This is a genomic window from Mycobacterium sp. IDUB_24 (assembly GCF_055419385.1).
This window is the reverse complement of record NZ_JBVAXO010000001.1, coordinates 1,189,544-1,204,291: the sequence shown is the minus strand read 5'-3', so window position 1 is coordinate 1,204,291 and position 14,748 is coordinate 1,189,544. Positions and strand designations below refer to the sequence as shown.

Below are 14,748 nucleotides of genomic sequence, written 5' to 3'. Positions count from 1 at the left end.
CGGTGTGCTCACGGCCCGCGCGCCGCACATGTGAGATTGCGTCGCGGTGCGCCGGTCAGCCCGATTGATCGGCCAGCGCCCGGCCGATGACCCGGGCAGCCTCGTCGAAGCGCTGCGGATCGGGCCCGGAAAAGTTGAGCCGCAGGTATGGCCCGGACGGCTCGGCGGGGAACCACTCATTGCCTGCCGCGACCAGCACCGACTCGGCCTCACACTCACGCACCAATCGCTGCAGGTTGATCGCATCGGGCAGGCGCAGCCACAGGTGCAGCCCGCCGCGGGGCACCTGTTCCAACTGCACGCCGGGCGCATGCTCGGTCAGCGCGGCAATCAGCAGGTCACGCCTGGTCCGCAACTGCTGACGCACGTCACGCAGATGGGTCCGCCAGGCCGGCTGGGTCACCACATCCAGCGCGGCTGCCTGCAACAACCCACTGACATACATCGACTCCGCACCGCGATCGGCCAGAATCCGGTCGCGCGCAGGACCTCTGGCCACCAACGCCGCCACCCGGATCGACGGCGAAACGCTCTTGGTCAGCGACCTCAGGTAGACGACGTGGCCCGCGTCGTCGGATGCTGCCACCGGCCTGGACGTGCTGTCGATGCCGAAGTCATGGGCCCAGTCATCCTCGATCAGGAAGGCGCCGTGACTGCGCACCACCTCCAGCACCTGGCCGGCCAGTTCTGGATCCCATTGGGTGCCGGTCGGATTGGCGAAATTCGGCTGAGCGTAGAACACCCGGGCACCGGTCTCGGCGAATGCGCGTGAAAGTTCCTCGGGCTCAGGCCCTCTCGGCCCGGCCGGCACGGGCACCAAACGCACGCCGCACTGGGCCGCCGCCAGAATGGCTCCCCAGTAACTGGGCGACTCGATCAGCATCGGCTGCCCGAACCCGACCAGCGCGCGAAAGATCGAGCTCAGACCGCTCTGACTCCCGGGCAGCACGATCACCTCACGTGCCGTCGGCGCGGTGACGCCGGCGCCGAACGCCTCGGCCAGTTCCTGGGCGAACCAGGCCTGCAGGTCGGGCCGGCCGGGCGCAGGTGCCGGGCTCAGCGCAGCATCCCCCCGGGCGGCGCGCGTGATTGCGGTGCGGACCAGTCGCCGAGGAAGCAATTCACTGACGGGATAGCCGGTGTGCAACGCGATCAGGTCGGGCGCGACGCTGCGCAGCGGAGTCGACAATGCCGGGATCCGCGCCTGCGGCGACCGCAGAGCGGCCGTCTGCCAGCCATAGTCCGGAAGACGCGCGCTGCGCACCGTCCGCGCGAACGTCCCGACCCCCGGCCGGCTCTCCACCAGCCCCTGGCTCCGCAGCGTGCGCATGGCCTTGGCCACCGTCACCGGGCTGGCCGCGTACTCCGCCACCAGAGCGCGGTTGGACGGCAGCTGCGCGCCCGGCGGCGCGGCGGTGATCCACTTTCGCAGGCCGGACACGATGCGCTCAGTGCTATCGTTATCCATGTTGATACAGAGTAGCGCTACTCGGAATAGTTCGTCGGCGCTATCCCACGCGGGATTGTGGTGGGGATTGCTCGGGGTGACGGCGTTCTCGTTCACCATTGTGTTCACCAAGGTCGCCAACGGCGGACTGTCGGCGCTGTTCATCGGTGCCGGACGTGCCGTCGTCGCCGCCGCCATCGCGGTGGCCGCCCTGACCCTGACCCGACAGGCACTGCCCAGGGGCCGGCAGTGGGCGCGGTTGGCCGTGGTCGCCGCCGGTGTCGTCGCCGGGTTTCCGCTACTGACCTCCTATGCGCTCACGGTGGTTCCGGCCAGCCACGGTGCCATCGTGGTCGCACTGCTTCCGGCCGCCACAGCGGTGTGCGCGGTTCTCCGCGGACACGAGCGTCCGCCCGCAGCGTTCTGGACGTTGGCCGCCGCCGGGGCTGCGGCGGCAGTGGTGTTCGCCATGGTGCACGGCGCCGGACTCGGCCACCTGAGCTGGCCGGACCTGCTGCTGTTCGGAGCGGTGCTCTCGGCGGCCGTCGGGTATGCCGAAGGCGGGTTGCTGGCCAGGGAACTGGGCGCCTGGCAGACCGTGTCCTGGGCCCTGGTGGTCGCGGCGCCGGTGATGCTGGGCTTGACCGCGCTGACCGTCGTGCAGCAGCCGCCGCACGCGACGCCGGGACAGTGGGCGGCGTTCGGCTACCTCGCGGTGGTCAGCATGTATCTGGGCTTCTTCGCCTGGTACCGCGGCCTTGCCATCGGACCGATGACCCAGGTGAGTCAGGTGCAGTTGATCCAGCCCGTGATGACGATCGGCTGGGCCGCGCTGGTACTACACGAACGACTGACCTGGTCGACGGCGCTCGGCGGCGCCGTGGTCATCGGGTGCGCCGCGCTGGCCGTCCGTGTCCGCCTCCGGTGATTCACCGACCTGACACCGAAAGCCGGTGGAAACCCTTGGATCCCAACGGCTTTCGCATGAATCAGAGTTTTACCGGGTAGTCCGAGCTGTACACGTCGCTGCGTATGCGTCCGGGCGCCGGGGGGCCTTCGACCGACACCCAGGCCTCGGTGGCACCGTCCATCGCCGGTCCGGAGACAGTGATGGTGGCCGTCCCAGCGGCATCGGTATGCAGCACTCCGCCCGCCACGCCGGGATCTCCGACGTTGCACGTCGCCACCGACGACCGTGGCAGCTGGATGAGCCTGACCTGGTAGTCGGTGCCCGCCGTGGCCGACTGCAGCGTCACCTGGGCACTTACCTGAGCGCCGTCAGATCCGACGTGGGCGAACCCGCCCCCGCTGCCCGACCCCATACCGTCGAGGAACAGGCCCTTCTGGAAATCGCACCCCCGGATGTGGTTCGACAACGGCACCATCGTCGTCGCCCCAGCCGGGATCGCACCGATCCCGCCGAGCACCACCCCACCGACCGCACCCAGTGTCACCACACTTCTCATGCGCCAACCCATCGCTGCATCCCGCCTGCTCGACGTATCAGTGCGTCATTATTGGCACAGATCGCACGTCGAGAAGCGGAAGTTCGCGCAAATGGCCGATCGACTCGGCTGATCGAGCGCGGCTACCGCCAGCGTCCGAGCACCTCCTTGGCCCGCGCACTCAGCACGGCCTGCAGGAACGGTCCGAAGGTAATCCGCCCCACGCCGATGGCCGCCAACGCGGCGAGGTCGGCGGAATCGGCCGGAACAGTCACGCTGACCGGCAGCGAAACGGCAGAAACGAAGCGCCCCAACCCTTCCGGGTCGGCAAGCCCGGCCGGGAACAACGAATCGGCGCCGGCGGCGGCCGCCTCGGACAGGCGGGCGATCCCCCGGTCCACACGATCGGCGGCGTCCCCGTCTTTGCGCAGGAACAGATCGGTGCGCGCGTTGATCACCACGTGCACGCCCGCGGCGTCAGCGGCCGCGCGCAACTGCCCGACCAACTCGGCATGCTCAGCCGGACTGCGCAGCCGCTTGTCCTCCTTGTGCACGGTGTCCTCAAGGTTGAAGCCGACCGCGCCGACGTCGAGCAGGCCCTCGATCAGCCGCTCGGGCCGCTCGCCATAGCCGGATTCGATGTCCACCGACACCGGCACATCCACCGCGTCGGTAATCTGACGCACCCGGGCCAGCAGGTCGTCGAATGACATTCCCTCGCCGTCGGGCTTGCCGATGGATTCGGCCAGCGGGTGACTACCCACCGTGAGCGCGGAGAATCCTTCGCCGACTGCCAACCGGGCCGACCAGGCATCCCAGACCGTGGGCAGCACAACGGGGTTGCCGGGTTGGTGCAGCGCCAGCAGGGCCGCGGCCCGCTCCTGCAACGTGGTCTCACTCATAGGTCCTCCAGGTGCTCAGATGTCCTGCTCAATGTCCTTCGGCCGGCCGCGAAGCCGACGAAACCAACAGTACGACCCCGGTTCCCGGGAGCTCTTCTCACCAACTGCAAGTCGGAGCCATGACGTGATGCGCATCACGTCCCGATCGTGATGTCGCTAGCATTGGTTGTCGTACTGTGAGCCCCGACACCTTCAGCCCGAGGAGGTCACTTGTCCACCACCACTGAGTTCTCCGAACTCCACAACCTGATCGGCGACATGCGTCGTTGCGTCACCACGTTGGCGTCGAAGTACGGGGATTCCCCCGCCATGCGCCGCGTCGTGAACGACGCCGAGCGGATCCTCAACGACATCGAGCGGTTGGACATCGACGCCGAGGAGTTGGAGATGCGTCACGGCGTGACTCGCCAAAAACCAGGCCGAGAAAAGATCGGCATCCCCGACACCCAATACGGAAGCGAGTTCTGGCAGGACGTCGCTGACGAGGGTCTCGGCGGATATCGCTGAGCTGACGGGCGCCTGCCGCCCGGAGAACAACTGAAACTGAAGAAAGGGAACCGTGAGCGCACCCACTGCTGACCGTCGTGCGACCGGGGTCTTCTCGTCCACACGAGCGCAGATCCCCGAGCGCACCCTCCGTACCGATCGGTGGTGGCAGTCGCCCCTGGTCGTCGATCTCGGCTTCGCCGCGTTCGTCATCTATGCGACTGTGCGCGCTTTCCTGCAGAGCAATTACTACGTACCGCAGTACAACTATCTGACGCCGTTCTACTCACCGTGCGTCAGCCAGGGCTGCACCCCCGAGGCCAGCCACTTCTGGCCACAGGTCCTCCCCGATGTGTGGTGGCTGCCCTACGCGGCCTTCTCACTGCCGTTCCTGCTGCTGTTCCGGCTGACCTGCTACTACTACCGCGGCGCCTATTACCGCTCGGTCTGGCAGTCGCCCACCGCGTGCGCGGTCGCCGAACCGCACGCCCGCTACACCGGCGAGACCCGGCTGCCGCTGATCATCCAGAACACCCACCGGTACTTCTTCTACATCGCCGGCATCATCTCGCTCATCAACACCTACGACGCGATCGTCGCGTTCCACTCGGACCAGACCGCCAGCGGCTTCGGATTCGGGCTCGGCAATCTCATCCTGCTGGGCAACGTCATCATGCTGTGGGTCTACACGCTGTCCTGCCATTCGTGCCGTCACGTCGCGGGCGGACGCCTCAAACACTTCTCCAAACACCCTGTGCGGTACTGGATGTGGACGCAGATCAGTAGGCTCAACGTCCGCCACAAGCAGTACGCATGGATCACGCTGGGCACCCTGATGCTGACGGACTTCTACATCATGTTGGTTGCCAGCGGCACCATCTCGGACCTGAGATTTGTTGGTTAACAACCAATTACACAATAAGGGATAAAGACTGCATGACTTCTCCTGATGCTCTTCGCGCAAGCGGCTCATCGGACCCTGACGCTCTTCGCGCAAGCGGCTCATCGGACCCTGATGCTCTTCGCGCAAGCGGCTCATCGGAAATAGAACGCCACTCCTACGACGTAGTCGTGATCGGTGCCGGTGGAGCTGGACTACGCGCCGTGATCGAGGCACGCGAACGCGGCCTGCGGGTCGCGGTGGTGACCAAGTCGTTGTTCGGCAAGGCCCACACCGTGATGGCCGAGGGCGGCTGCGCGGCGGCGATGCGCAACGTCAACACCAAGGACTCCTGGCAGGTGCACTTCGGTGACACCATGCGCGGCGGCAAGTTCCTCAACAACTGGCGGATGGCCGAACTGCACGCGCAAGAAGCCCCGGACCGGGTGTGGGAGCTGGAGACCTACGGCGCGCTGTTCGACCGGACCAAGGACGGCCGGATCAGCCAGCGCAACTTCGGCGGCCACACCTATCCGCGCCTGGCCCACGTCGGCGACCGCACCGGACTCGAGATCATCCGCACCTTGCAGCAGAAGATCGTCTCCCTGCAGCAGGAGGACTACCGCGAGCTCGGCGATTACGACGCGCGCATCCGGGTCTTCCACGAGTGCAGCATCACGGACCTGATCAAAGATGGTGACCGGATCGCCGGGGCCTTCGGCTACTACCGCGAGACCGGCAAGTTCGTGTTGTTCGAGGCCCCCGCGATCGTGCTGGCCACCGGCGGTATCGGCAAGTCCTTCAAGGTGTCGTCGAACTCCTGGGAGTACACCGGCGACGGCCACGCCCTGGCACTGCGCGCCGGGTCGGGCCTGATCAACATGGAGTTCATCCAGTTCCACCCGACCGGCATGGTGTGGCCGTTGTCGGTGAAGGGCATCCTGGTCACCGAAGGTGTCCGCGGCGACGGCGGAGTGCTCAAGAACTCCGAGGGCAAGCGGTTCATGTTCGACTACATCCCCGCGGTGTTCAAGGGCCAGTACGCCGAGACCGAGGAAGAAGCCGACCAGTGGCTCAAGGACAACGACTCCGCCCGCCGCACCCCTGACCTGCTCCCCCGCGACGAGGTGGCCCGCGCCATCAACTCCGAGGTCAAGGCGGGCCGCGGCTCGCCGCACGGCGGGGTCTACCTCGACATCGCCTCGCGTATGACGACCGAAGAGATCAAGCGCCGGCTGCCGTCGATGTACCACCAGTTCATGGAGCTCGCCGAGGTGGACATCACCAAGGACGAGATGGAAGTCGGCCCCACCTGTCACTACGTGATGGGCGGTATCGAGGTGGATCCGGATACCGGTGGAGCCGGCACGCCCGGTTTATTCGCAGCAGGCGAGTGCTCGGGTGGTATGCACGGCTCGAACCGCCTTGGCGGAAACTCCCTTTCGGATCTACTGGTATTCGGTCGACGCGCCGGGCTCGGTGCCGCCGACTACGTGCAGGCGCTGCCGGAGCGGCCCAAGGTGTCGGAAGCCGCGCTCATCGAGGCCACCGAATTGGCGTTGGCGCCGTTCGAATCTCACTCGCACCCGGAGAATCCGTACACGCTGCATGCCGAGCTGCAACAGTGCATGAACGACCTGGTCGGCATCATCCGCAAGGCCGAAGAGATCGAGCAAGCGCTGGCCAAGCTCGCCGAGCTGCGGACCCGTGTGCACAACGTCAGCGTCGAGGGTGGTCGCGTCTTCAACCCGGGCTGGCACCTGGCGATCGACATGCGCAACATGCTGCTGGTCAGCGAGTGCGTCGCCAAGGCCGCGCTGGCCCGGACCGAGAGCCGTGGCGGGCACACCCGCGATGACTATCCCGAGATGGACGCCGACTGGCGGCACACCCTGTTGGTGTGCCGTGCGGATGTCGACGGCGAAGATCAGGTAGTGCCGGATGTGACGGTGACGCCGGAGCAGCAGCTGCCGATGCGCGAAGACCTGCTGGCCACGTTCGAGCTGTCCGAACTCGAAAAGTATTACACCGCACAAGAACTGGCCGAGCACCCCGATCGGAAGGGCTGAGCATGAGTGCCTACAACGCGAACCTGCGCGTCTGGCGCGGCGACGACACCGGCGGCGGGTTACAGGACTACACCGTCGAAGTGAACGACGGTGAGGTGGTGCTCGACATCATCCACCGCCTGCAGGCCACCCAGGCCGGCGATCTCGCGGTGCGGTGGAACTGCAAGGCCGGCAAGTGCGGATCCTGCTCGGCGGAGATCAACGGCCGCCCCCGGCTGCTGTGCATGACCAGGATGTCGACATTCGACCCGTCCGAAACCGTCACCATCACGCCCCTTCGGACGTTCCCGGTGATGCGCGACCTGGTCACCGATGTTTCGTTCAATTACGAAAAGGCCCGCCAGATCCCGTCATTCACCCCGCCGAAGGACCTGCAGCCCGGTGAGTACCGGATGCAGCAAGAAGACGTCGAGCGCAGCCAGGAATTCCGCAAGTGCATCGAATGCTTCCTGTGCCAGAACGTCTGCCACGTGGTCCGCGACCACGAGGAGAACAAAGAGGCGTTCGCCGGCCCGCGGTTTCACATGCGGATCGCCGAGTTGGACATGCACCCGCTCGACGTCCTGGACCGCAAGGACATGGCTCAGGAGGAGTTCGGGCTGGGCTACTGCAACATCACCAAGTGCTGCACCGAGGTTTGCCCGGAGAACATCAAGATCACCGACAATGCGCTGATCCCGATGAAGGAACGGGTGGCCGACCGCAAGTACGACCCGATTGTGTGGTTGGGCAACAAGCTGTTCCGAAAGTAGATACTTCGCCGAGCGTGCGCTCAGATCGCGATCCGAAGCGATTGCCGGATCTGAGCGCACGCTCGGCGAAAAATTTGGTGCACCCGCCCCCAGCCAACCGTTGCTAGGCTCAGCTGACATCACGCTCGCTGCGACGGGGGATACGCATGCAGTTGTCCGGACCTCAGCTGTCCCATGAGGACCTCCAGCGGGTCGGCGGGACGATCCAATACCTGCAGAACGCGCTGTCAGCAAAGATCGTCGGCCAGAAAACCCTGCAGCAGTCCCTCCTTATCGGCCTCATCGCCTCCGGCCACGTCCTGCTGGAAAGTGTCCCCGGCCTGGCCAAGACCACCGCGGCGAAGACCCTCGCCGAGAGCCTGGCCGCGCGGTTCCAGCGCATCCAGTGCACCCCTGACTTGTTGCCCAGTGACATCACCGGCGGTCAGATCTGGGACCAGAAGAACGGTGAGTTCAAGGTCTCGTTCGGTCCCGTGCACGCCAACGTCGTGCTGCTCGACGAGATCAACCGGTCCTCGGCCAAAACCCAGAGCGCGATGCTGGAAGCCATGGAGGAGCGTCAGACCACGATCGGCGGAACCGTCTATCCGCTGCCGAACCCGTTCCTGGTGCTGGCGACGCAGAACCCGATCGACCAGGAGGGTACCTATCAGCTGTCAGAAGCGCAGATGGACCGCTTCATGCTGAAAGACATCCTCACCTACCCCACGGCCGAGGAAGAAGAGGAAGTCGTCGCCCGGATCGCCGGCGGGGTGTTCGACACGCATCCGGAAGCCGGCAACGGGCAGCTCGACACCCAGCGGGTGCTCTGGCTGCAGGCCATGTTCAGGCGGGTGTTCATCGACCGCTCGATCGTCAGGTACGCGAGCTACATCGTGAACGCGACCAGGCACCCCAAGAACTATCTGGAGCCCCAGCTGGCCGATCTCATCCAGTTCGGCGCCAGCCCGCGCGCCACCATCGCCCTGTGCCGGGCCGCCTGTGCACACGCGCTACTGGAAGGCCGACCCTACGCCGTACCCGATGATGTCAAGGCCGTCGCCAAACGTGTTCTCCGACACCGGATCATCCTGAAATTCCAGGCCTCGGCCCAAGGCATCACACCGGAGTATCTCGTCGACGGCATCCTGCACCGCGTGCCGACGCCGTAGCGAGCCACGATGGGGGACATTCTCAACCGGGTCCGCGCCCAACTCAATTTCGACCCTCGGGCCGTCGGGATGCGGCTGCGGTCACACCGGGTGCTGGAGGGCGGCCACACGTCGCTGCAGTTCGGCCGCAGCGACGATTTCGTCGACCTGCGCGAGTACGCCTTCGGCGACGACGTCCGCGACATCGACTGGAAGGCATCGGCGCGCAACACCCACCTCGTCGTCCGCCGGTACGTCGCCGAGAAGACCCAGGAGTTCCTGCTGATCGCCGACACGGGGGCGAACCTGCTCGCCCATGCCCCCAGCGGGGAGAGCAAACGCGATCTGGCGATCCTCTCCCTCGGGGCGGTCGGTCTGGTCGCCTCGGCGCAGGGGGACAAGCTCAGCCTGGTCTACGGTGACGACCGAGGATCGTCCATCGAGCCGGGCAAGACCGGCGAGGACCATCTCGAGCAGATGCTGACCCTGCTCAGCCACATCAACATCGAGGTCGGCAATCCGTCCAACATCGTCAGGCAATTGGAGTTCGTCGCCGGCACCCTCGACAAGCGGTACTCGATCTACATCGTCTGCGATCAACCCCAAGTCACACCGGAACTCGTCGCCGCGGCGATGACGGTGCGGGGGCGCAACGCTATTCACTGGATTCTGATCGAAGATCTCGACATCCTCGGCCAACCGCGCACCGCGGACGAGGTGCTGGATGTCGCCACCGGCAGAGCTCTTCTGACGCCATCGGTGTTGGGCGCCAAGGTGCTCGACGCGTACCGCCGGGCCGAGGCCGCGCGGATGGCCGAATGGCAGTCGTTCATCGCGCAACTCGACAGTCCGTGTGTGCGGGTCGCGTCGCGGGCCGACATCGCCCCGGCCCTTTCCGTGCTGAGCGAGGGACGGCGCTGATGCACAGTTCACTCGAATTCCTGTTCCCCCCAATGGCTTATTCGGTGTGGTGGGTGATCGGCGCTGCACTGCTCGTTCTGCTCGTCGTCGGTTGGATCGTCGGGGTGATCGTGTGGACACTGCCGATCGAGGTCCTGCGACGCATCCCGGTCCTCCGTGACATCAGCTACCGGGTGCTGCGATTCAAGTTCTCCCGATCCCTGAGCAAGGTTGAGCAGCAGCATCACGACGGCCAACTCTCCACCCGCGAGGCATTCCACGAGATCAGCCGAATCTTCCGAAATTTCATCAACTTTCGTACCGGCTATCAGGCGCGACGCATGACGGCCACCGATGTCGCCCAGAGCCCCCTGGCCGGTCCCGCCCTGAACGTCCTGGCGATGACCTATCCGGGACAGTTCGATGAGGCAGACCCGCGCACCGTACCCAGCGTGGTCGACGCGGCGCGGACGGCGGTGCTGACATGGACCTGAAATGGCCGCTGCTGCTCCTACCGATCATCGCCGGTATCGGTGTCGCGGCGTGGTACGCGATGCGACGCACCCGGTACGGCTGGCAAGGTGAATTACCCTACCTGGCAAGGTCTTTCCGTCTCACCACGCTTCCCGAGTATCAGCGGGCGCTACGCTTGCACGAACGCCTTTCCGTCGCGGCCCTGGTGCTGGCGATCATCGCCGTCTTCATGCTCCTCGGCGCGACCGTTCGACCGACCAAGACCTACGAACCTCAGCTCGCCGGCTCGGACACCCCGCACGTCGACATCATGCTGTGCTTCGGGCCGTACTACAGCATCACAATGTCAGACGGGCTCGCCATCGATCAGTTGATGACGATCTTCCGCGACAAGGTGGACGGGTTCGGCAACCAACGCATCGGGATGACCAAGGAGTTCTACCGCAACTTCCCGGTCACCTCGGATCTCCCGTGGGTGTCCCAGCGCCTCGGTGAAATCGCCGGGGTTGCCCAAGCCGCGTCGTCGAAAGACGATCCCACTGCGGCCTACTCGACCGATACCGAACTGTTCGACCGCGTCTCCGCCCGCAGCACGATCAACGACACCCTCGCCATGTGCGCCATGGGTCTGCCCGCGGTGGGATCCGACAACGGTCGCGGCCGGACGATCATCTATGTCGGCGATACCAAGAGCTACAGCGACACTCCCCCGACGTATTCCGACGCCATGCTGGCCGGGATCGTCAAGGACGCCAAGATCCAGGTGAACACCATCGTGCCCGGCACCTTCACCGGCGAATCGGTCGACAAGCTGGTCAAGGATTCCGGGGGCCGGCAGTACCTCTACACCGAGGTGGGCGGGTACAACGATGCCGCCACTCCGAAGAAGATCGACAATCAGAAGGAAGAGCTGTCGAGTGCGGTCGACAAGATCCTGTCGAACCCGCCGCAGTCCACCCTCGATGACGAGCGCAAAGAAGAACAGCATCCGTTCCAGTGGGATGTTCCGGACATCCTGCTGCAGATTGCGTTGATCGCAGCGGTCGGGCTCGCCGCGGCACGATTGGGGATGCGGCTGTGAAACTCAGTGTCGCCCCGGTGTTTCCGATCTGGCTGATCGTCGTGCTCGCACTCCTGGCCATCGGCCTGAGGGTGGCGGCGACCATCGCCGCGTCCCGTCGGCAGGGCCGGATGCCGGAGCGAAGGGCATGGCTGCGGCTCGGTATGGCCGTGCTGGCGATCGTCTGCCTCGGGCTGGCCGCCACACGTCTCGGTGACGAATCCCGCGCCGAACGCCCGCCCCGGCTCACCAGCACCGCCGAGGAATCGAACATCAACGTGTTCCTGGTGATCGACCGCTCGGCGGGCATGACCGCCGACGGTTTCGGCAGCTCGGGATCGACCGATTACCGCGACCTGGAATCACGCATGAAGGGCGCCGTCACCGATGCCCAGATGGTGCTCACGAAATATCCGGACGCCCGGTTCAGCGTGATCTCCTATGCCGATTCCGCCCGCGTCGACTGGCCGATCTCCCGCGACGAGTGGAGCCTGGCCCCGTTCCTGCAGAACTTCAAGCCCTATGGGGAACGGTCGGCTGACGCGGTGGTGAAAACCAACGTCGCAGCGGCGAATTCGCTGTTGAAGGAACAACTCAACGCCGCGTCGCGCGCGTACCCCGGATCGGCGAATCTGGTCTTCATCTTCGGCGCGGGCAGCGATCCCGGCGAGTGGGCCTTCGACATCCCCGAGGGCCAGGTGTCCGGCGGAGCCGTGTTCGGCTACAGCACCAACGATGTCAAACCGCGGATCTACGCCGGCGCCAACTACGACACGGTCGACGTACCACTCAACGAAGAGGCGCTCAACACCGCGGCCGACAGCCTGGGGATTCCGTTCCACAAACGTGAGCGCGGATTGTTCAGCGCCGACGAACTCCCCTCGACCGTGCCCCAGGCCGTCCCGGCCGACCCGGTGATACCGAAAGTGCCGCATCCGGACCGGACCGAGTACTACTGGTTTTTCGCTGCGCTCGCCGCAGTGCTTCTCGGTGTCGAGCTGTATGGACTGGTGGGGCACTGGCTGAGGCGTAAACGGGGGACGGTATCGAGATGACGCAAACGCTCCCACCTGCCGAAGCCGGCCAGGGTCAAGAGCCCGAGCAGACGAAGCCCGCCGTCCCCCGGCCCAGCCGTCTGCAGTTGCGGCGCAAGCTGCTGCTGTGGTCGATACCCGTACTTGTCCTGCTGCTCCTGTTCGCAGTGAAGGTCGCCGGCGTCGGCATCCTCGGCAACAAGCTCCCGCGCCAGTTCGCAGCCCGCGATGACGGCGCGATGCAGAACACCCTCGAGTGGATCGATGTGGGCAACTTCGGGCGCGGTTTCCGGGAGAAGTTTGCCGCCGGCGACCTGCTCATGCTCCGTGGCGACATCCGCGGGGCCTTCGAAGAATTCAAGGCGGCACACGAGAAGGAGCCGAGCGCGTGTCCGCCGCGGGGCAACTTCGCCCTCGTGTCGGAGACCCTGAGCGACAACGAACTCAAACAGGGGCATTTCACCAAGGCCCGAGAGATCCTCACGCCCGCGGTGGAGGCCGCCAAGGGCGACACCGGCTGCTTCGCGACGTTCCCGTCCGCGAGCGCCGATGTCCGGGCGTTCGTCGGGGAGACACCCGAGCGGTTGTCCAACAAGCTCGCCGCACTCAAGGCCGGTGCCCTCACCAAGACTCCCGACGGCTACGACTACAAACGGGCACCCGGCGGAGGCATCGACTTCACGGAATCGAAAACCGGGCCCTGCCCTTACGTGGACGACGAAGGCCGCATGAAGGAGTGCATCACGCTGCGCGACCGGGAGGTGGCGCAGAAGACCGAGGCCGCGAAGCAGGCCAAAGAGCAGGAAGACAAGGCCAAACAACAACAGCCACCTGCTGATCCCAACCAGCCTGCCCCGCCACCACCACCGCCACCGCCGGGTCCACCGGCACCGGGGACGGCCCCGGGCACCGAAACCGACGGGGCACCGCAGTATCCCGACCACGTGGAGCTTCGCAAGGCCGGCCAGCCCGGCTACTGCGAGCCTGACGGCACCCCACTCGGACGACTGACCGCGGCCCTGTGCGACACGGCAGGACCGCAGCCGTGACCGGGCCAGACGGAGCGCCGAACCAGTGGTCGTATTCGGCAGCGCCGAGCGCCGCGAACCCCCGCAAGCTGTCCCGCCGGACGATCGTCACCGGGAGCATCGGGATCGGGGTCGTGGCGTTGCTGGTCGTGGCGCTGGTGGCCTGGCTGGCCTGGCCGCGGTCGGCCGCCGTCGAGCAGGCGGACAGCCCCCATGACCGCAAGCCCCTACTCAGCGACAAGCCGCCGACGATGATCCTCAACGCGATCGACTTCAACTCGCTGTATCCGCCGGGCTACACCGACTACGACTCGTCGAAGTCGGTGCGGCAGTCGGACGGCACCTACGACCCGGACCGGGAATACACGGAGACGTCGTCACCACCCGGGTGCACCTGGAAAGACGATCCCATCGAAACCGGCAAATACGATTTCACCTTCAACGAGAAAAAGGACCCGGAGCGGTACGAGCACGCCCGCATCTCACGGTTGATGTTCCCGGTCGACGATCCCGGCGGCAACAAGGCACAGGACGGGAACGACAGGACGTCCTTCGTGCTCACGGTGTTCCCCGCCAAGGATCCGAACAGCCTCGACTACGCCCGCCAGTGGTATGAACGCTGCCAGAACGCGAAGACGACCACGACTGTCACGAAGTTCGGGCAGGTCGTCGAGACCACCACAGGCACGGTCGACAACGTGGTGACCAATGCTCCCGAATCGGCGGCCGACGACTCCTTCGCGGTGACCACCAGCAAGAAGGAGGTATGCGACTACTACGGCCTCGTCCGGGGAATGATCGTCAACGTGGCCTGCCCACCCACCCAGAAAGAGGCCGGCGCGCAGTTGTTCCGCAAGGTCATCATCGGCTTGCAGGAGATCTGAAGCGGATACCGAGATTCGGCGCGTAGGCTCGGAGAAAGCAGCCAATGAGCGTCGAAAGGCAGCTTCATGAGCATGGGACAGACTCAGAGCGTCAACGAGATCCGGACCGCGATCCGGGAACTGTCGGTCCGGGCCGAGCTGGCTCGAAAAGAGGGCCGCCCCGGCGATGCGGGCGAGATCGAACAGCGAATCGCCAAATATCGCGACGAACTCGCCGCTCGCCCCTGAGTCGGCCGATTCACCACCGCGACGCCCGG

General features: G+C 65.6%; 16 protein-coding genes. 13 read left to right on the top strand and 3 right to left on the bottom strand.

The annotated features are described in order from the left end of the window. Positions 1-55 precede the first annotated feature (55 nt). Positions 56-1,468 carry an aminotransferase-like domain-containing protein gene (locus tag ACZYZF_RS05820; protein WP_463834821.1) on the bottom strand — a complete coding sequence of 471 codons (1,413 nt, stop codon included), beginning with the start codon at positions 1,466-1,468 and terminating at the stop codon, positions 56-58. On the opposite strand from ACZYZF_RS05820, the gene ACZYZF_RS05815 reads away from it, so the two are divergent. Beyond that, positions 1,467-2,375, top strand: coding sequence for a DMT family transporter (locus ACZYZF_RS05815; RefSeq protein WP_463743114.1), 909 nt, complete (start codon positions 1,467-1,469; stop codon positions 2,373-2,375). The two genes, ACZYZF_RS05820 and ACZYZF_RS05815, sit on opposite strands and share 2 nt — an antisense overlap. Positions 2,376-2,436: 61 nt before the next feature. Here ACZYZF_RS05815 and ACZYZF_RS05810 read toward each other — a convergent pair whose 3' ends face one another. Continuing rightward, the gene (locus ACZYZF_RS05810) at positions 2,437-2,913 is read right to left on the bottom strand and encodes a hypothetical protein (RefSeq protein WP_463834820.1); all 477 of its coding nucleotides are present in this window, start codon (positions 2,911-2,913) and stop codon (positions 2,437-2,439) included. Between the two features lie 122 nt (positions 2,914-3,035). Continuing rightward, entirely contained in the window at positions 3,036-3,794 is a 759-nt protein-coding gene (locus ACZYZF_RS05805; protein ID WP_463834819.1) for an isocitrate lyase/PEP mutase family protein, read from the bottom strand. A 210-nt stretch (positions 3,795-4,004) separates the two neighbouring features. Between ACZYZF_RS05805 and ACZYZF_RS05800 the strand changes: the two genes are divergently transcribed. The 12 genes from ACZYZF_RS05800 to ACZYZF_RS05745 all read left to right on the top strand — a co-directional run bounded on the left by ACZYZF_RS05800 (position 4,005) and on the right by ACZYZF_RS05745 (position 14,719). Beyond that, positions 4,005-4,301, top strand: a complete 297-nt coding sequence (locus tag ACZYZF_RS05800) for a hypothetical protein (RefSeq protein ID WP_166907934.1) — start codon at positions 4,005-4,007, stop codon at positions 4,299-4,301. A gap of 52 nt (positions 4,302-4,353) precedes the next feature. After that, on the top strand, positions 4,354-5,184 hold the full coding sequence (locus tag ACZYZF_RS05795; RefSeq protein WP_463743118.1) for a hypothetical protein: 831 nt from the start codon (positions 4,354-4,356) through the stop codon (positions 5,182-5,184). Between the two features lie 140 nt (positions 5,185-5,324). After that, complete coding sequence (locus tag ACZYZF_RS05790) at positions 5,325-7,229, top strand: fumarate reductase/succinate dehydrogenase flavoprotein subunit (protein ID WP_463744126.1); 1,905 nt, start codon at positions 5,325-5,327, stop codon at positions 7,227-7,229. 2 nt (positions 7,230-7,231) lie between these two features. Then, positions 7,232-7,981, top strand: a complete 750-nt coding sequence (locus ACZYZF_RS05785) for a succinate dehydrogenase/fumarate reductase iron-sulfur subunit (protein ID WP_463743119.1) — start codon at positions 7,232-7,234, stop codon at positions 7,979-7,981. A gap of 146 nt (positions 7,982-8,127) precedes the next feature. Further along, positions 8,128-9,132, top strand: coding sequence for an AAA family ATPase (locus ACZYZF_RS05780; RefSeq protein ID WP_463834818.1), 1,005 nt, complete (start codon positions 8,128-8,130; stop codon positions 9,130-9,132). 9 nt (positions 9,133-9,141) lie between these two features. Continuing rightward, positions 9,142-10,032, top strand: a complete 891-nt coding sequence (locus ACZYZF_RS05775) for a DUF58 domain-containing protein (RefSeq protein WP_463743121.1) — start codon at positions 9,142-9,144, stop codon at positions 10,030-10,032. Then, positions 10,032-10,505, top strand: a complete 474-nt coding sequence (locus tag ACZYZF_RS05770) for a hypothetical protein (RefSeq protein WP_463743122.1) — start codon at positions 10,032-10,034, stop codon at positions 10,503-10,505. The genes ACZYZF_RS05775 and ACZYZF_RS05770 overlap by 1 nt, the downstream gene beginning before the upstream one ends. After that, positions 10,496-11,566 (top strand): hypothetical protein, encoded by a 1,071-nt coding sequence (locus ACZYZF_RS05765; protein WP_463834817.1) that lies wholly within the window; start codon positions 10,496-10,498, stop codon positions 11,564-11,566. The genes ACZYZF_RS05770 and ACZYZF_RS05765 overlap by 10 nt, the downstream gene beginning before the upstream one ends. Then, positions 11,563-12,600: a vWA domain-containing protein gene (locus tag ACZYZF_RS05760; protein ID WP_463834815.1), complete on the top strand. Its 1,038-nt coding sequence runs from the start codon at positions 11,563-11,565 to the stop codon at positions 12,598-12,600. The genes ACZYZF_RS05765 and ACZYZF_RS05760 overlap by 4 nt, the downstream gene beginning before the upstream one ends. Next, complete coding sequence (locus ACZYZF_RS05755; RefSeq protein ID WP_463834814.1) at positions 12,597-13,628, top strand: hypothetical protein; 1,032 nt, start codon at positions 12,597-12,599, stop codon at positions 13,626-13,628. The genes ACZYZF_RS05760 and ACZYZF_RS05755 overlap by 4 nt, the downstream gene beginning before the upstream one ends. Beyond that, positions 13,625-14,491, top strand: coding sequence for a hypothetical protein (locus tag ACZYZF_RS05750; RefSeq protein WP_463834813.1), 867 nt, complete (start codon positions 13,625-13,627; stop codon positions 14,489-14,491). Before ACZYZF_RS05755 ends, ACZYZF_RS05750 begins: the two co-directional genes overlap by 4 nt. 72 nt (positions 14,492-14,563) lie before the next feature. Next, positions 14,564-14,719, top strand: coding sequence for a hypothetical protein (locus ACZYZF_RS05745; protein WP_463744204.1), 156 nt, complete (start codon positions 14,564-14,566; stop codon positions 14,717-14,719). Positions 14,720-14,748: the final 29 nt, after the last annotated feature.